Annotated in this window: 18 protein-coding genes and 1 tRNA gene; 10 read left to right on the top strand and 9 right to left on the bottom strand. The window is 47.8% G+C overall.

Features of this window, described 5'->3' with window-relative positions; translation table 11 throughout:
• Positions 1-58 precede the first annotated feature (58 nt).
• Together ACTHRH_RS13645 and ACTHRH_RS13640 are read right to left on the bottom strand one after the other, a co-directional pair.
• Positions 59-649, bottom strand: a complete 591-nt coding sequence (locus ACTHRH_RS13645) for a hypothetical protein (RefSeq protein WP_440416005.1) — start codon at positions 647-649, stop codon at positions 59-61.
• Positions 646-1257, bottom strand: coding sequence for a TetR/AcrR family transcriptional regulator (locus ACTHRH_RS13640; RefSeq protein WP_440416003.1), 612 nt, complete (start codon positions 1255-1257; stop codon positions 646-648). The genes ACTHRH_RS13645 and ACTHRH_RS13640 overlap by 4 nt, the downstream gene beginning before the upstream one ends.
• A gap of 339 nt (positions 1258-1596) precedes the next feature.
• Between ACTHRH_RS13640 and ACTHRH_RS13635 the strand changes: the two genes are divergently transcribed.
• Positions 1597-2640 (top strand): D-alanyl-D-alanine carboxypeptidase family protein, encoded by a 1044-nt coding sequence (locus ACTHRH_RS13635; protein ID WP_440416001.1) that lies wholly within the window; start codon positions 1597-1599, stop codon positions 2638-2640.
• A 307-nt stretch (positions 2641-2947) separates the two neighbouring features.
• Positions 2948-4615: an alpha/beta hydrolase family protein gene (locus ACTHRH_RS13630; protein WP_440415999.1), complete on the top strand. Its 1668-nt coding sequence runs from the start codon at positions 2948-2950 to the stop codon at positions 4613-4615.
• Between the two features lie 915 nt (positions 4616-5530).
• On the opposite strand, the gene ACTHRH_RS13625 is transcribed toward ACTHRH_RS13630, so the two are convergent.
• Both ACTHRH_RS13625 and ACTHRH_RS13620 read right to left on the bottom strand, forming a co-directional pair.
• Positions 5531-5623, bottom strand: a complete 93-nt coding sequence (locus ACTHRH_RS13625; RefSeq protein WP_144935213.1) for a YjcZ family sporulation protein — start codon at positions 5621-5623, stop codon at positions 5531-5533.
• Between the two features lie 104 nt (positions 5624-5727).
• Entirely contained in the window at positions 5728-6618 is an 891-nt protein-coding gene (locus tag ACTHRH_RS13620) for a DMT family transporter (RefSeq protein WP_150960167.1), read from the bottom strand.
• A gap of 337 nt (positions 6619-6955) precedes the next feature.
• Between ACTHRH_RS13620 and trpB the strand changes: the two genes are divergently transcribed.
• Entirely contained in the window at positions 6956-8116 is a 1161-nt protein-coding gene (gene trpB / locus ACTHRH_RS13615; RefSeq protein WP_440415996.1) for a tryptophan synthase subunit beta, read from the top strand.
• 37 nt (positions 8117-8153) lie between these two features.
• On the opposite strand, the gene ACTHRH_RS13610 is transcribed toward trpB, so the two are convergent.
• On the bottom strand, positions 8154-8912 hold the full coding sequence (locus tag ACTHRH_RS13610) for an SDR family NAD(P)-dependent oxidoreductase (protein WP_440415994.1): 759 nt from the start codon (positions 8910-8912) through the stop codon (positions 8154-8156).
• Positions 8913-9311: 399 nt separating this feature from the next.
• On the opposite strand from ACTHRH_RS13610, the gene ACTHRH_RS13605 reads away from it, so the two are divergent.
• Together ACTHRH_RS13605 and ACTHRH_RS13600 are read left to right on the top strand one after the other, a co-directional pair.
• Complete coding sequence (locus ACTHRH_RS13605; protein WP_440415992.1) at positions 9312-9632, top strand: hypothetical protein; 321 nt, start codon at positions 9312-9314, stop codon at positions 9630-9632.
• Positions 9633-9638: 6 nt separating this feature from the next.
• Positions 9639-10088 (top strand): hypothetical protein, encoded by a 450-nt coding sequence (locus ACTHRH_RS13600; protein ID WP_144935226.1) that lies wholly within the window; start codon positions 9639-9641, stop codon positions 10086-10088.
• Here the strand turns inward: ACTHRH_RS13600 and ACTHRH_RS13595 are convergent.
• Positions 9996-11042 (bottom strand): YkvI family membrane protein, encoded by a 1047-nt coding sequence (locus tag ACTHRH_RS13595; RefSeq protein WP_440415990.1) that lies wholly within the window; start codon positions 11040-11042, stop codon positions 9996-9998. The genes ACTHRH_RS13600 and ACTHRH_RS13595 overlap by 93 nt on opposite strands.
• Before the next feature lie 99 nt (positions 11043-11141).
• Positions 11142-11819 (bottom strand): hypothetical protein, encoded by a 678-nt coding sequence (locus ACTHRH_RS13590; RefSeq protein WP_150960172.1) that lies wholly within the window; start codon positions 11817-11819, stop codon positions 11142-11144.
• Between the two features lie 281 nt (positions 11820-12100).
• Between ACTHRH_RS13590 and ACTHRH_RS13585 the strand changes: the two genes are divergently transcribed.
• Both ACTHRH_RS13585 and ACTHRH_RS13580 read left to right on the top strand, forming a co-directional pair.
• Complete coding sequence (locus ACTHRH_RS13585) at positions 12101-12673, top strand: xanthine phosphoribosyltransferase (RefSeq protein WP_440415988.1); 573 nt, start codon at positions 12101-12103, stop codon at positions 12671-12673.
• 120 nt (positions 12674-12793) lie between these two features.
• A complete protein-coding gene (locus ACTHRH_RS13580) occupies positions 12794-13111 on the top strand; it encodes a hypothetical protein (RefSeq protein WP_144935236.1) in 318 nt (105 codons plus the stop codon).
• Between the two features lie 81 nt (positions 13112-13192).
• Here the strand turns inward: ACTHRH_RS13580 and ACTHRH_RS13575 are convergent, their stop codons facing one another.
• A complete protein-coding gene (locus ACTHRH_RS13575; protein WP_144935239.1) occupies positions 13193-13510 on the bottom strand; it encodes a hypothetical protein in 318 nt (105 codons plus the stop codon).
• Between the two features lie 309 nt (positions 13511-13819).
• Here ACTHRH_RS13575 and ACTHRH_RS13570 point away from each other — a divergent pair, with 309 nt between their 5' ends.
• Together ACTHRH_RS13570 and ACTHRH_RS13565 are read left to right on the top strand one after the other, a co-directional pair.
• Positions 13820-14032 carry a hypothetical protein gene (locus ACTHRH_RS13570; protein ID WP_144935241.1) on the top strand — a complete coding sequence of 71 codons (213 nt, stop codon included), beginning with the start codon at positions 13820-13822 and terminating at the stop codon, positions 14030-14032.
• The gene (locus ACTHRH_RS13565) at positions 14029-14727 is read left to right on the top strand and encodes an adenosylcobinamide amidohydrolase (protein WP_144935244.1); all 699 of its coding nucleotides are present in this window, start codon (positions 14029-14031) and stop codon (positions 14725-14727) included. The genes ACTHRH_RS13570 and ACTHRH_RS13565 overlap by 4 nt, the downstream gene beginning before the upstream one ends.
• 31 nt (positions 14728-14758) lie before the next feature.
• Here the strand turns inward: ACTHRH_RS13565 and ACTHRH_RS13560 are convergent, their stop codons facing one another.
• On the bottom strand, positions 14759-15151 hold the full coding sequence (locus ACTHRH_RS13560; RefSeq protein ID WP_144935246.1) for a hypothetical protein: 393 nt from the start codon (positions 15149-15151) through the stop codon (positions 14759-14761).
• Between the two features lie 208 nt (positions 15152-15359).
• Here ACTHRH_RS13560 and ACTHRH_RS13555 point away from each other — a divergent pair.
• Positions 15360-15446: transfer RNA gene (locus ACTHRH_RS13555), tRNA-Leu, on the top strand.
• Positions 15447-15486: the final 40 nt, after the last annotated feature.

Below are 15486 nucleotides of genomic sequence, written 5' to 3'. Positions count from 1 at the left end.
AGATATGGACATTATATTCGTCAATCCCCGGACAGGCAACACCGTCAGCTTTTAGGCATTATGCTTTAGCAGAAACACCACTAACATGAAAGGCTTCCATTTTGTTATCATAACGTGCTATAAAAGCAACTTTCCCCTCCGTTATTCTCATATAAGTAAAGACGGTGGCTTGGCCTCTTATTTCACCATTGTCTTCATACCATGTACCTTGTTGTTCGAGAACAATATCATGCCATTTAGCGAAGCGATTTACCGTGACTAATTTAAGGTTTGCTCGATCTAACCAGTCCGCTAAATGATGACTTCCACTAACCGACCCTTTAGGTCCGATAATTTCAACGTCTGTACGAGTCAATCCAAGTAGTGAGGGAATATCTTTTTCATTCGACTTTTCAATCCATTGTTCAGCCGTTTCAATTGTTGATGTTAGTGTTGCTCTTTCAGATTTATGTTTGAGGAACGAGGAAGAACGTTCAATAAGCTGCTGTTCATTGATGTTAAAAACGTTTAGCAAAAGCTCCCTGACCTCTTGTTTGTTAGATTCATCCATAAATAGATATGACTGAATTAAAGATTCTTTTAGAGTATAAAACTGTTCTTCAGAAATAACTTCTTCAACGGTCTTTGTTTTAATGGCTGCGTAGCTCATAATTTATTATCTCCTTCACAGGTAATTGCCTTTAAAAAATAGACTGTGGAAAATTGAACAAAATCCTCATGACTCATATCCCCTTTATAAACTAGGGAGTCGTACACCAATGGATCGAATAATTGCATAAGTTGAAGTGCTAAGAAATCGGAAGGAGCTGTATTATCAAAGTATTTGCTGTCCATTCCCTCTTCTATTACGTATTTGAAACATGCAATAATCTTTTGTTGAATAGAAGATAACTCCTCATTTTGATCTTCACTAAATACAGCCCCCATATCAGGAAAACTTGCTAATACAAATTCAAAAAAATCACTTTTATACCCTTCTCGGATAATATTTATTACTTTATATTTCGCTGTTTTGTCAGAACGAGATATAGTCTCTACGGATTTAAAAAATTGTACTATTTTGGACTTTACTATCGAGAATACTAAACTTTCTTTTGATTTAAAGTGCAGATAAAGAGTGCCTTTTGCAATATCCAAGGCCTCAGCAATATCAATCATCTTTGTATTATGGTAGCCTTTTTCTTTTATTAATTTTTCTGCTTTTTGTAAGATTAATTCGTTCCTTTGGTTGAATCTTTCTTTCATTCTGCTAGACATTTTACCCTCCGCAAAATAAATTGACCTATAGGTCATAATTGACCACAGGGTCATTTTATATTCAAATTTCTCCAATGTCAAGTTTTTGGTTAATAGCTTAAAGCTCAAAAAGAACACGTAGTTAAGAACGTAAGAATACTTTTTTCCACACAATTATCCGAATTGTGGCCTTGAGAAAAATTATTTATTCAATGTGCTTTATACACAATAATCCGATTACGTTATTTTTCTAAATAGAAATTTAAGAAATTCTTTAGCTATTGTTATCTATTGGTTAAACAATTTTCGGTAAAGTAAGGACCAGATATAACGAGAGTTCGGTAAACGTGGAAATAAGCAATGCATGAAGAGACAGCGGCGGCTATGGGCCGAGGTTTGGCCATTCTTGCAGAGCTGGTCCAGGGACGGACGTTCAGACAACGTAACAGATTGACGGAGGAAAGGGTCGGAAGCATGAAGCAAAAATTTGCACTTTTTGTATGTATTGTTGCAGTAGTACTACTGGTTAATATGGTAGGGAAAGATCAGTGGAGCCGGGTATGGGGACATGTCAAGGTTCAGACCAACGACCGCCAATTCGCAATGAATGAAATTCGGGGAGAAGCCGCCATTCTGATGGATCAGAGAACAGGCAAGGTTCTTTTCTATAAGAATGACAAGGAAAGGATGTATCCTGCCAGCACGACGAAAATATTGACCGCACTTCTTGCCCTCGAGCTGGGAGACCTGGACGAAATGGTTCAGGTTGGGGAAGAAGCGGTTCCGCACCCCGGGGAAAGCAGGGCGGGGCTTGTGCCCGGGCAGCAGTTCAAGCTGATCGATCTGCTCCATGCCCTCATGCTGCCTTCAGGCAATGACGCGGCAAGGACGATCGCCATTCATATTGCGGGCAAAGTAAGCGGCCGCGAGGATATGGAGCCTGACGAGGCAATAGACTACTTCGCCCAGCTTATGAATAAAAGAGCGAAGCAAGCGGGGGCGAAGCAGTCCCATTTTGTCAATCCTCACGGTTTGCATGATGAGAATCACTATACAACCGCCCGCGATCTGATGATGATCGCCAGTGAAGCGATTAAGAACGAGCAGTTCCGGAAAATTGTCAATACGGGGCAATATACCGCATACAGCAAGGGTAGAAACCATGCAGATACGCTAAGCTTTACCAACACCAATCAATTACTTCAAAGAAACAGCGGCTACTATTTCGAAGGGGCGGACGGCATTAAAACCGGGTTTACGGATCAGGCCGGTTATTGTTTAGTATCCTCGGCTACCCGTTATAATGCCGGATTGATCGCTATCGTGCTCAAATCTACGAATGATGAAGTCTGGCGGGATTCCAACCATCTGCTCGAGTACGGATTCAAGGCTCTGTCCCAATAAGATTCAACCGTTCTTATGTAAATGAAGCAACATCCGATACTGTGCATACGGATACTGATCTCGCGTACTTGTGAAGAATGCTGCATCTTTTTGTAACGGGCCAATCGAAAATAGTTTCTGGACAGGGCTTTCCGCGTATAGGATAATTAAATAGAATTCAATTGATTTTCGGAGAAAGCGGGAAGACGCGATCGGAAAGGAGAAGGAAGGAACGCTTCTTTTCTTCGCAGGACGGTTGGCAGGAACTCTTAATCGTCCCAACTGAAAATCTTGAATGATCTATTACGCAGGGGGCTTGATGAAAACGATGAAACAAGTTAAATGGAAAAAGGTTGCGGCCGGTACTGTGCTTGCTATTAGCTTAAGCCTTCCAGTGAATGTGATGGCGGCTCCGGTTCCCGTTGCTAGTGTGACAGTTGAGGCGGCCATTGCGGATTTGGTGCCTCTCAGAGCCGTTGCAGAATCGATCGGTGCCCAAGTATCCTGGAATCAGGAAACTTATCAGGCGGAAGTGCGCCGGGGAACCCAGTCGCTTACGGTGACCATCGGCGAACAGAAGGCAATCGTGAACGGTGCGGAAGTGCATATGGACAAAGCGGCAGAACTGGTCAATGAAACGACGATGGTTCCGCTGGATGTCATTAGTCAGGCTTTCCAGGCCGAGCTCGAATGGAATGACGAAACCGGCCTTACGATTGACAGCAATGATCTTATCTCTATTAGCGGTTATCTAATGAGCCTTGTCCAGAATGGGCAAATTTCCGAAATCCCCTCTTACATGAGCGTCCCATTGCAGAAGGCCATGCAGCCGGAGTTGATTGCGGCTATTAATGCGCAATTAACTGCAATGTACGGCACTATTGAACAGTTGGCCGGCGTACAGCGGGAAGATAATGCTGTGCACAACAATGTGAAATTGACCTATATGACGGACAGACAGCTTCCTCTTGAAATAACGCTGCGATTCGATCAGAATCAGAAGCTGGATGATGTTTACATTCCTTACTTGTCGGCGGGCGGTTATGAGAAGCCGGATTATGACGATTCGAGCGCCTACACAGAGAAAGAGGTAGTTATTGGCGAAGGGCAGTTTAAATTACCGGGCACCCTGACGCTTCCTGCAGGCGAAGGCCCGTTCCCGGTTGTTGTACTGGTTCATGGTTCGGGTCAGAACGATCGTGACGAAGCGGTAGGAGCCTATAAGCCTTTCCGTGATATTGCGGTCGGTCTGGCCGCGCAGGATGTAGCCGTGCTCCGATATGAGAAGCGGACTCGGGAATATCCTTACCAATCCATGTCCATCCCGAATTTCACCGTTAAAGAGGAAACGGTCGATGACGCTCTGGAAGCAGTGAAGTATCTGCTTAAGGAAGACAAGATCGATTCCGAACGGATTTATCTGGCCGGGCATAGTCAAGGCGCCATGCTCGTTCCCCGGATGATCGAGGCGGATGAAGAAGGCCATATTGCCGGCGCCGCCGTTATTTCCGGACCTTCTACTCCTCTGGAGGATATTCTGCTGTGGCAATTCGAGAATCAATTGGACAATGCCAAGAAAGCCCAGGCTCCTGCAGAACAGATTGCGCAGCTGGAGCAGCAGATTGCATTGTTTAAGGAGGATTTGAAGGCGATCAAGGATCCGGCGGTGCAGACCCAACCGGATAATTTCTCCTTCGGAAACTTTGCCTGGTGGAAGGACTTCAGCAACTACTACGGCGGAGAAATCGCCAAGGAACAATCGGTTCCGCTGGTCATTATGCAGGGGGAGAACGATATCCAGGTGCCTGCTAAAGAGCTGGATGGCTGGAAAGAAGCGCTAACCGCACGCAGCGATGTGACCTACAAGCTTTATCCGAAGATGAACCACTTCCTGATCGAGGTAGACCAGCCGTCTACCGGAATGGAATATTCGGTTCCGGGTAACGTATCCAAGCAGCTCATAGACGATTTGGCGGAATGGATTAAGAATAATTAAACTCATTGGCCGGGGGAAACCCCGGCTTTTTCTTTTCCGGCACGGATATCTAGTGGATTTATTTGTGGGTGTTTTACCTGTTCTTATATTTCATCGGTAGAACGCGCCTGTCCAAAGGACGGCGATAGCCGTTTATCCTTGTGCGAGTTTGCTCTGACGCGTCTAACTGGATTTATACAGCTAGTTTGCTTTTCTAGAGCGAAAGACGGTAACTACCTTGAAAATCCGTCTATTTTACCGTCTGCAGGCATCGTTGCAAGCGGAGCGGCACGTCTAACTGTATTTTGTACAGGTAGATTCAAGCGAATGGGCGAAAATGATCAAACTAACTGGATAAACTACAGTTAAAATGGGCAACTTTGGGCGAAACGGCTGTTTTGGCGCAAACTAGCTGTAGGTTTTCCAGTTAGTTTCCATATTTCTTCCGAATATAGAAATCTAACTGTATGAAATCCATCTAGTCTTCAAATTTCACACTATTGAAGCAATTCAACTCTATTCTACCTTGATAATCCATCCATTTTCATCATCTGATGGTGCCGCGGTCAGCGGCATGGGGGTCTAGCTGCAAAATGCAGCTAGTTTGTGCAAAAAGGCGATTTCAGCAAAAAACCTCGATTCTAAATGTAGTTTTTCCATTTATTTCAATAGCCTTCCACCATTCGCTCGAATTTACCTACATAAAATACAGTTAAATGTTTACCAAACGAAGGGATGGCGACCGACCGGCCATGAATATATGTGGGTCCCGCTGGTTCGGCCGCGTTCAGAAGAATTAGACCCCGTCTCAGTCGGGGGCGAAGGAGCTACGAAGGTTGCAGCTTAGCGGCTTTTTCCCGAATAAAACAAACGGCCAACGCCTCACAAGGCACTGACCGTAATCAGACATATCCGGTTTCTCTGCAAGGACTTAAATCAGATCCAGGCGCGAGAAACGATGACCAAGAGTATGAAGAGAACCAGAATAACTCCGGTGCTGGTCCAGAGTCCACCTGCAGGATGTCCCATGTTCAAGTCCCCCTTTCTCTTCCATCTGGTCCTATTTTATGCGATCGCGAGAAGGGAGGTCACGAGGGCATCATGAAATGTGCGAATGCCTCTATTGTCTACGGTTAACCGATCAGCCGAAGCAGAATCATACCGCAGAAAGCGCAAATAATTCCCGCCGTTTCCTGGCGGTTGAATTTCTCCTTCAGAAACAATCTGGCATAGAACAGAATAATCAGGACATTCATCGCTACGACCGCCGATACGAGCCCGGTGACTCCAAGCTTGAACGCGGGAAGCAGGAGCAGCATTCCGGATATGTTGCTGACTCCGACGACGAGTCCCCAGAGAATAGTTTTCGAGAAAGACCAATTTGGTTTAGTGTCGGGCGAATTACCGGGTTCCTTCTGTGCTTCATCAGAGCTCCTTTTGTTCCGTCCCCATAGCCAAGAAATAAAGAACAAAACCATCCCTGTCGCATACATAATGACTAGTGTGGGAATGGTCTCACCGCCCCATAATACGGCCTGCTTGGAGGCGACGTCGGTTAACCCGAAAGAAATAAGAGTAATGATTCCCCACTGAAGCCCCTTCAAATTCGAGAACGAGAGATCACTGGAATAACGGATCAAGATGATGCCGCAAATAATGACAAGAAAAGCGGCCCCTTGCCCCCACGTAAGTGCTTCCCCCCACAAACCGTAAGCGAGAATAACGACGACAACCGGAGGAAGACCGGCCATAATCGCAATTAAAGAGGCTTTGCCGACCGCAAAACCTTTATACATGGCCGCATTGGCCGTAAAGGAAAATACCCCCATGAAGAGTCCAACCCAGACTCCGGGAGTCCATTCCGGCTGAACGATGAAATTAAGTCCGACCCCAATGAGCGTTCCGGACAAATAAACGGCGAATAAAAGCAAATTGCGATCCAACGGCTTCTGGGAAGACCATTGATACAGAATTCCTCTTAGCCCAAAGCATAGACAGGCTAAACCAGCATAAACAAGCCACATTGTACTACTCAGATCCTTTCTGTCATTCTATCAGGCTGTGCCAAGTCACTCTAACCACTATAGGCAGACTCACGAATTCCGTCAAGGAGGGAATCTTTATGCCGGAGAACCGGCGAGAAGAAAACCGGCCCCCCCATTTCAGCATTGATCTGTTAAAAAAGCGCTGGCTCTGCCGGCAAAGGAGCATCATCTCTCATCCTGAAAGCGGGAGAGTTCCGGAATTTAGTATTCATGACAAAAGGACGGGATTCTAGTAAAATGAGGTGGACAGCTTAGTGCAGCCAACCTTAATCGCTAAACTTTGAAAAATTTGATTGTCTATCGGGAGGGTTTAAGAATGAGTGCGGAACAGCAAGCGGGTTATTTCGGTTCATTCGGGGGCAGCTTTATTCCTCCGGATTTGCAGCAGGCCATGGATTACTTGGCGGAGCAGTTCGAGAAATATAAGAATGACCCCGAGTTTATTGAGGAGTACAAGTATTATTTGAAGGAATATGTCGGCCGGGAAAACCCTCTCACGTATGCCAAGCATTTGACCGAGAAGCTCGGCGGGGCCAAAATTTATTTGAAGAGGGAAGATTTAAACCATACCGGTTCTCATAAAATCAACAACGTGCTGGGTCAAATCCTGCTGGCGAAGCGGATGGGGGCCAAACGGGTCATTGCCGAAACAGGAGCGGGACAGCATGGAGTGGCTACCGCCACGGTCTGTGCCATGTTCGGAATGGAATGCGTTATTTATATGGGAGCCGAGGACACCCGCCGTCAGGCGCTGAATGTATTCCGTATGGAGCTGCTGGGGGCCAAGGTAGTACCGGTCAACAAAGGGCAGGGAAGGCTGAAGGACGCGGTTGATGAGGCTCTGGAAGACCTGGTGGCCAATTACAAGAATACGTTCTATTTGCTCGGATCCGCCGTAGGGCCTCATCCGTTTCCAACGATGGTGAAGCATTTCCAATCGATTATCAGCGAGGAATCGAAGAGGCAGATTATGGAGAAAGAAGGCCGCTTGCCGAATGCGGTCATCGCTTGTATGGGAGGAGGAAGCAACGGCATCGGTTCGTTCGCGCATTATATTGATGAGCCGTCCGTCCGGTTAATCGGAGTGGAGCCCGATCAAGCCCCGACCCTGACGCAAGGCGTGCCGGGAATGTTGCATGGATTTAAATGTCTCGTTCTGCTCGATGAGAACGGCGAACCGCGGAAAACTTACTCCATCGCCGCCGGTCTGGATTATCCGGGAATTGGACCGGAGCACAGCTATTTGAAAGAATCCGGCCGCGCCGAATACTATACCGTTACCAACGAGGAAGTGCTTGATGCTTTCCAGGTGCTCTCCCGCACCGAAGGAATTATACCGGCCCTGGAAAGTGCTCACGCGGTTGCTTATGCCCTGAAATTGGCCCCGACCCTGGATAAGGATCAATTATTGATCGTTAACTTGTCCGGCCGTGGAGACAAGGATGTCGAGCAGGTATTCGAAATGCTTAATAAATAAAAAAGAGAAGGAACGGGGGATGATATTCCCTCGTTCCTTATTCGTAAATCATTCGGATCGTCATGCCCCCGTCAATGATCAGGTTCTGGCCGGTAATAAAACCGGACTGCGGCCCGGTCAAATAAAGGCAGGCTTCGGCAATATCGTCCGGGGTGCCGACTCGGCCTACCGGATGCTGCTTTTTGTCCCGCTCACTATGCTGTGGCAGGGTGGTACGCGAGGATAACTGCCAGTCGCATGTTTCGATCCAACCCGGGCTGACGGCATTCACCCGGATCCCATAAGGCCCCAGACTGACGGCCATGGAATGGGTCAGAGCCAGCAGTCCTCCCTTGGATGCGGAGTAGGCTTCCGTATCCGGCTCAGACATGAGCGCCCTCGTTGACGCAATATGCAGAATGCTGCCTCCTCCCTGTGTTCTCATCACCTGTGCGGCTTGCTGTGAACAGAGGAAGGCACCACGCAAATTGACGGCTATGACGCGGTCGAAATCGTCGGCAGACAGCTCCATCATCGGCGCATTGCAGCTGATTCCGGCGTTATTCACCAGTACGTCAATTCGCCCGTATTCTTCCATCGTCAGGCGAAACCAGCGCTTGACCGCTTCTTCATCGGCGATATCGACGCACATGAACATGGCCTGCCCGCCGATCTGCCGGATTTCCCGAATGACTTCGAATCCGGCTTCTTTGTCTATGTCGGCTATGGAAACCAAATATCCGCAGGAAGCAAATTTCCAGGCAACGGCCCTTCCGATTCCTTGTCCTCCTCCTGTTATCATGACCACTCGGTTCATATTGACCCTCCTTCTTGCAGCTTGACGGTACCGTACCGAAAGCATTAAAATGGGACAAACTTTCTAATTGGCATAAAAAGCTACCTTTAAAACCGGGTTATTCGTCTTCGAAGAGGCTCCGTTAGGAGCTTTTTTTATATTTCATCGGTAAAGGCACCCGTCCTAAGGACGGCGATTGCCGTTTATCCTTGGTGGGGTCATTTCATTATACGGAAAGCTAGAGAAATATGGAAATGTTCGTTGCTTTTTCGATAAAGGTTCGAATACTATAGAACTAGTACATAAGATAATAGGAAACGTAAGATGCATCAATCATTCAGCTCGGGCTGAACACAAGCCGAACTTGCATCATGGACGGTAGGAAGATACATTTCGTCGGCTTGCGAAAGGAGGCAGGACATGGGTTCACCGAGAGGAAACCGGCCGAACAGGCCCATTACCTATCTGATCGGATGGAGAAAAGGCAGGATTGAATATGATCCGGCGGGGAAGGGGAGCAAGGACCACGGACATTCGGGTTCGAAACCGGGCTCCAGAGCCGGAATCCCCACATATCCCGCAGAACGTCCTACCTTAACGGGAATAGCCGGTTTGCTGTGGAAAAGGCTGCCTTTCGTTCCGTTGAAGGCCGCTGAAGTGCTGCTGTGGGCACTGCCTGCTGTCAGTTTTGCCATGATTATTTGGCTCGTGCATTCGCTGATTCATATAGGGAAGGGGTGACCGGCATTGTACACTACGTGGGCGATTTTTGCCGGAGTCGTTGGATTGATAGTGACTGGAGCGGCCGTTTTTACAGTGTGGCATGTCTATTTTGCGGCACAGCAGGATGCGGACAGGCAGGGAAAGCCTGCGCCCGGACACTCACTGGAATCGAGAGTAAGCTCCTACTTTTTGCAATGGACCGTGCTTGATTATGTAATGCTCGGGTTGATCGTAACCGGCCTGCTGTTTCTATTTGTCGATTTATTGGCGGTAATGCGCAATCCCGGCCGATTTCCGTATCATCATCATGCTTACCTGATGGTGGGCTTTGTGTTCAGCTTTCTGGGCACGCTGTTCATGGTCGTTCGTCTTGCCTTGACCTTACAGAGTATACGTCCTTCTGCGACGGGGGAAGAGCATCATGATCAGCCAGAGCAGACTGACCCCGCCGAACAAGGGATACAGAACGGATAGCAGCTTGCTGAATCCGATTTGGCTGACCAGATAGCTGACAGCAAGAATAAGGACGATCCCTTGAGTCCGGGAGATTCGGGTCCGCTGCTCTAACTGGAGAGTGAGTCCGTATGCATCCGCAATAAAAGTGGTGAAGATTTCTCCGAAAATAACGAAAACATACAGCAATTGAATGACGGGGCCCAGGTGGCGGATAATTTGTCCCATAGGAATTTCGAACTGAGCTATATCCGGCATCCGTGCGGCCAATGCGATATGAGCGGCCAAGAGCATTACCCCGATGCCGATCCCTCCGATAAGCCCTCCCCAGAACAGGACCGAACGGTCCCGAATGGCTGAGCCAAGCGGTACCAGAACCGCTTGCGCCATAGCCAAATTGAATGCGCTATATAGGAAAGGGGAGAACCATACCCTCCATGCGGAAGAGTCGGTGGACAACTGCAGCCATTGGCCGGCGTTAGGCAAGCTCAGGGTTGACCAGACGACAATGACCGAGAAGATCATCATAACAGGAACAACGATAGAGTTAACGACCAATATCCCCTGAATACCCCGGGTCAGTACCAGGTAAGAGAAGATGATCGTCAGAAGGAGTCCCGCCTGATAGGACATGTTCAGTTGTTCCTTGAACAGGGAACCGGCTCCGGCCAGCATAATCGTCGTCACGCCGAAGAGTACGATCATGGTAAACAGACTGACATAATTTCCGATTCGCTCCCCGAACAATATCCGATTGAGATCCTCATAAGACTGTGCTTCCAATCTATGGGCCATCAGCATAATTTTAATCCCGATCCATGTGAAGAACAGACAGGAGAGGCCGATGGTGAATGCGGCAGCAGAACCGTACCGGGTATAGAACTGCAAAATTTCCTGTCCGGTAGCAAACCCGGCTCCGACAACGGTTCCGATGTAGGTAAAGGCAACCTGCATAATCTTCCCTGTCCTGCGCATAAAAATAAAGCCCCCTTGTCCACACCATTAATATAAGGTATGTCCAAGAGGGAGCGGGCATGACTATTGGATTGCAGACTATCTCTTGTTTCCGCCAGCCTATTGCTTCTGGGCATCATCGAACAATTTGATCGACTGGATTTTCCCTGTTTTGGAATCGATGTCGAGCCTGAGCACGGTAGCTTCATTAGAATAAGCCATGACGTAGTTGGTGGTCGTATCCGGCTCGCCCAGAGCCTTGATGGCATCGGCTGCTTTCTGTCCGAGCTTCAAACCGTTCAGACCCGGGTCGATATCGATCGAATCAATGCTGACAAATTCAACCTTGTCGGAACGATTGATTCCTACGGTAAAATCCGAATAATCCAACACCGTGATGGGATCGGTCGGATCATCCATAACAAATTCGTTGTCAGGTTCTCCAAACTTGTCCAGGACGGTCTGCCTGCTATCCGAGATGGACAGTCCCATCAGCAACGGTCTTTCGCTGCTGTAGGCTTCTATTTCGGGCTTGTTCCGATCAGGCGTCATCGATTGGGCCGTTCCGGAAGGAGGTTCGCCCTCCTGTGGTACGAAGACAGGAGTGCCGTTAACCGGTGCCCCCTCTCGGGATTCGAAAGGGGAAGGGGCGGGCTGGGACTCATTCAGCTTGTCGTTCATTGACGAAGGAGACGGGGCCGGTTGAGCTTCCTTGCCGCCGCTTTGGCAGGCAGTGAGAGCGGCGGCAGCGGCACAGGCCAGTCCAACCAGGGCGACCCTTCTAATAAAGGGGTACATGATTTTTCTAGTCCTTTCAATTGTACTGTAATAAGATACGTTCCATTCTTTTCTATACTTATATAGACAACTTAAACGCGTCGAAAGTTTCACTTTTTTTGTAAAAAAACAAAAAAAGTTGTCTCTTGATCAAGACGGACCGGCTGTGATAAGTTTTTAATCAAACCATATGCAAAGGATGCTGTTTCTTCTTCCGTTATGACTATGCCAGTAATGGGAGTGAAGGTCGGCTTAAATGGGAAGTAGCATTTTGTGTCAAGTTGGGGAGGCTGAGTTTTGTTATGGAACGGTTAAAACAACAAATACGCGAGCATGGAAAAATTTTATCGGATAAGGTTCTTAAGCTGGATGCCTTGCTGAATCACCAAGTGGAGCCTTCTCTTATTATGGAAATGGGGCAAGAATTTGCACGAAGATTTCAGGGGGATAACATTACGAAAGTGATCACAGTGGAATCTTCCGGGATCCCGGTTGCTTTCGCAACGGCTTGTCATCTTGGGGTTCCCATGGTTTTCGCCAAGCGCAAGAAGACGCTGACGACCGATGAGGATTGTTATATGGAACGGGTTCCTTCCTTCACCAAAGGAATTGTAACGGATATAATGGTATCCAAATCGTTCCTGTCTCCGCAAGACCGGCTGCTCTTCATTGATGATATTATTGCAAATGGGGATGCAGCCCGAGGCTTGATTCGGATTATCGAGCGGGCCGGAAGCCAATTGGCAGGAATGGGGATTGTCGTAGAGAAGTCCTTTCAGAAAGGGGCGCAAACGATCAGGGAACAGGGAATCCGCTTGGAATCTCTGGTCAACATAACCGGATTAACGGATGGGATCATTCACTTCGATTCCTGATTTTGCAAGAATCTGCCGAGCGGGATTAGGCAGGTGGATTTTGACAGACGTTCTTTACCTTCCCAACCTTGTTGTTTTTCGTTATAATTAAATCAGACTATAGAGAGAGGAGGCATTTCTATGGGGAAAGAGAACGTGCCGGTGGACTATTTCAAGACGAAGCTGAGGGAAGCCAAAGTTCATTTTGAACGTGCCCTGGACTGCAAGCATACAGAATTCGACGACTTGTATCCCTATATGATAGAGCATCCCCAATTCTTCTGGTACAAACGCTATGTAGCTTGGTCGGAATTGTTGACGATCGTTAAGCTGTGCGGTGAACTCGAGGTTAATTGGAAAGAGCAATTTACTCCTCAACAGATCAATTACATTGAGTCAAGAGTGATGTCCGGAACAGTGTTGGATTGCTGGTATGAGTCGAAAGAGCATGTCGGTTGACAGCCCTCGGATAACGAATCGGATACGACCTAAAAGCGGCTTCGCTTTTAGGTCTTTATATTACTATCCGCAGCATGCGGATCACAGCTCATGAGGCAAAATGTTCATGCTCTCGATATGCTTCCTTGTTTCTGGAGTTCCTAACTGATGCAGCATTTGATAAATTTGCTGCAGGTTGGCATCATACCATTCATTTTCTTTATCATGGGAATATTCGCGGAAAGGGATGACGGCTCTGGCGGCAGTACTGATTTCCGAAGCGGATGTATCTTCGAATAATTCCTGCAGCTTGTCCAATTCATCATCGGTTGCCTGAATAACGAACTCGTAATTCAAGGCTTGCTGATCCTGCAGAATCTCGCCGGGGGCGACCGCTACATAGTATGTTTTTTTCTCCACGGGTGTCGCTCTCCTTCCATAAACCGAATCTTTACAGAGCTTCTCTCGGTCAATTACTTTGTATAAATAGAGCAAAAAAACCAACCTTATATCCTATATTGCCCCGAAGAAACCATGTTATGTATGTCCGTTGGCCATAACTACATGAATTAGCTTACTATGGATATAAAGAAGATCAAGAGGCCTGGCCAAAAGGCCGTGAATAGAAAACAAATCGGGAGCATTTGGTATTATACCAAGGGCAACGAATTAATACGGCATGAAGAGATGAATAACAGGAGCAATAAATTAAGTCGGGAGGCGATAAATATGATTTCGGATGAAGAACTGGATCGTTATCGGTTGGATGGAACGAGGGTAAGGGTGGTCAGAGATGCGGACCCTGCCAACGATGTAAGAGGCTTCGTTATGGCCTGGGACGATAAAACGGTACTAATCCGCAAAATGAACCGGAAAGTCATCAAATTGGACCGAAATTATATATACCAACCGTACAATGAGGAGCGGAAGCTGCCGGAATGACGATCATTAGCGGAGTAAATGAAGCATTCGTCGAGCAGAACGGCAGTCCCTATCTTCTGATCACATCGGAAAAATCGCTGTATACTTTAAATTCCTCCATCTGGGGAGGAGGATTCTCCGAATGCCGGTATCTGATAAATCGGCAGGTGAGCAAAAATTACTGCTGTGACGACCCAGTATTGGAGATGGAGCAATTTCTGCAGGGCGCAGGTCTTGCCCCCGCGGAGACGGCCGGAATGCTGACAGCGGCCCGGGTAGCGGATGCGGGACGTTGCGAGGCGGAGGACTCCGGAATCCGGGTAAGCACCATAGTTACCGCAGGGCTGAGCAATCCGGCAAGAGCAGGTTCCAGACGGGAAAGGCAATCGTTATTCCCCGGCACGATTAACACGATTGTCATAGTGGAAGCCGCAATGACCGATTCGGCCATGGTCAATGCGGTAATAACGGCAACAGAAGCCAAGACAGCTGCTCTACAGGACTTGCGCGTACAAGCGGGTGACGGGGAAGGAACGGCAACCGGAACGACGACGGATGCCATCATCATCGCGGCGACCCAGACGGGGCGTGCGTGCCAATATGCCGGTACGGCCACCTTGCTCGGGCATATGATCGGCCGTACGGTATATGAGGCTGCGTATTCATCGGCCCAGCGTAATTTGAATTATTGGCGGGAGAGAAACGCCGGCCAATAATGAAACGGCAGCTATTGGCCGATTAAGGCTGCTAGATACGGGAATGGACATAGTTCCCGGCAAGAATGCTGATCTCAGCCTTCACCATGCTGCGGGACAAGGTCAGGCTGCCTCTGTTCTCCCGGCAGATGTATTTACAGCGTATGCCTTGGGCATCCTTCACTTCGCTATATATCCGGATGCCCGCTGATCTCAGCCGCTGCTTGAGCTGGACGAGATCAATCTGAATCATCTCGAGCATCCTCTGCATGACGACAATGTTCGGAAGGCAGAGCCTATGCGGTGAAGCCGATGAATTCTGCATCCGGTCCATATCCCGCCTGATCATGGTCAACAGAACAGGCAGTAACACAGCTTCCTTGACCAAATCGGATTCTTCCATCGTAATATGCTGCGGCTTGCGGACTAATGTATTTGTCGTCATAATAGCGAACCTCCGTTCGTATATTTGTTTTTATTGTAATGGAAAAAATCGTAAAACGCAAGTCAATTTTGGGATTTATTTGAATATATATAGTAGGTTAAATTTTTTTTAAAAAAAGGTTTGACAACCTATAAGCAGTCATGGTATATTACTTCTTGTCGCCGCAATAATTACTTAAGACGAAGCAGATAGCCGGCAGACACCATTCGCGGTCGTGGCGGAATTGGCAGACGCGCACGGTTCAGGTCCGTGTGGGCTTACCCCCGTGGAGGTTCGAGTCCTCTCGACCGCACCATTACATAATCTACGAGGGCACCCCTAATTGGGGTGCTTTA

The organism is Paenibacillus sp. SAFN-117 (genome assembly GCF_051966115.1).
Classification (GTDB): Bacteria; Bacillota; Bacilli; order Paenibacillales; family NBRC-103111; genus Paenibacillus_L; species Paenibacillus_L residui.
The sequence above is the reverse complement of the archived record's forward strand: the minus strand, read 5'-3'. Positions and strand labels throughout refer to the sequence as shown.

Excerpts from the sequence above, each read along its gene's own strand:
- ACTHRH_RS13595 (WP_440415990.1), bottom strand. The coding sequence starts at position 11,042 with ATGCGCAGGACAGGGAAGATTATGCAGGTTGCCTTTACCTACATCGGA.
- ACTHRH_RS13620 (WP_150960167.1), bottom strand. The coding sequence starts at position 6,618 with ATGTGGCTTGTTTATGCTGGTTTAGCCTGTCTATGCTTTGGGCTAAGA.
- ACTHRH_RS13605 (WP_440415992.1), top strand. The coding sequence starts at position 9,312 with ATGGGTTCACCGAGAGGAAACCGGCCGAACAGGCCCATTACCTATCTG.
- ACTHRH_RS13635 (WP_440416001.1), top strand. The coding sequence starts at position 1,597 with ATGCATGAAGAGACAGCGGCGGCTATGGGCCGAGGTTTGGCCATTCTT.
- ACTHRH_RS13640 (WP_440416003.1), bottom strand. The coding sequence starts at position 1,257 with ATGTCTAGCAGAATGAAAGAAAGATTCAACCAAAGGAACGAATTAATC.
- ACTHRH_RS13570 (WP_144935241.1), top strand. The coding sequence starts at position 13,820 with ATGATTTCGGATGAAGAACTGGATCGTTATCGGTTGGATGGAACGAGG.
- ACTHRH_RS13585 (WP_440415988.1), top strand. The coding sequence starts at position 12,101 with ATGGAACGGTTAAAACAACAAATACGCGAGCATGGAAAAATTTTATCG.
- ACTHRH_RS13610 (WP_440415994.1), bottom strand. The coding sequence starts at position 8,912 with ATGAACCGAGTGGTCATGATAACAGGAGGAGGACAAGGAATCGGAAGG.
- ACTHRH_RS13625 (WP_144935213.1), bottom strand. The coding sequence starts at position 5,623 with ATGGGACATCCTGCAGGTGGACTCTGGACCAGCACCGGAGTTATTCTG.
- ACTHRH_RS13645 (WP_440416005.1), bottom strand. The coding sequence starts at position 649 with ATGAGCTACGCAGCCATTAAAACAAAGACCGTTGAAGAAGTTATTTCT.
- ACTHRH_RS13565 (WP_144935244.1), top strand. The coding sequence starts at position 14,029 with ATGACGATCATTAGCGGAGTAAATGAAGCATTCGTCGAGCAGAACGGC.
- ACTHRH_RS13590 (WP_150960172.1), bottom strand. The coding sequence starts at position 11,819 with ATGTACCCCTTTATTAGAAGGGTCGCCCTGGTTGGACTGGCCTGTGCC.
- ACTHRH_RS13560 (WP_144935246.1), bottom strand. The coding sequence starts at position 15,151 with ATGACGACAAATACATTAGTCCGCAAGCCGCAGCATATTACGATGGAA.
- ACTHRH_RS13580 (WP_144935236.1), top strand. The coding sequence starts at position 12,794 with ATGGGGAAAGAGAACGTGCCGGTGGACTATTTCAAGACGAAGCTGAGG.
- trpB (WP_440415996.1), top strand. The coding sequence starts at position 6,956 with ATGAGTGCGGAACAGCAAGCGGGTTATTTCGGTTCATTCGGGGGCAGC.
- ACTHRH_RS13630 (WP_440415999.1), top strand. The coding sequence starts at position 2,948 with ATGAAACAAGTTAAATGGAAAAAGGTTGCGGCCGGTACTGTGCTTGCT.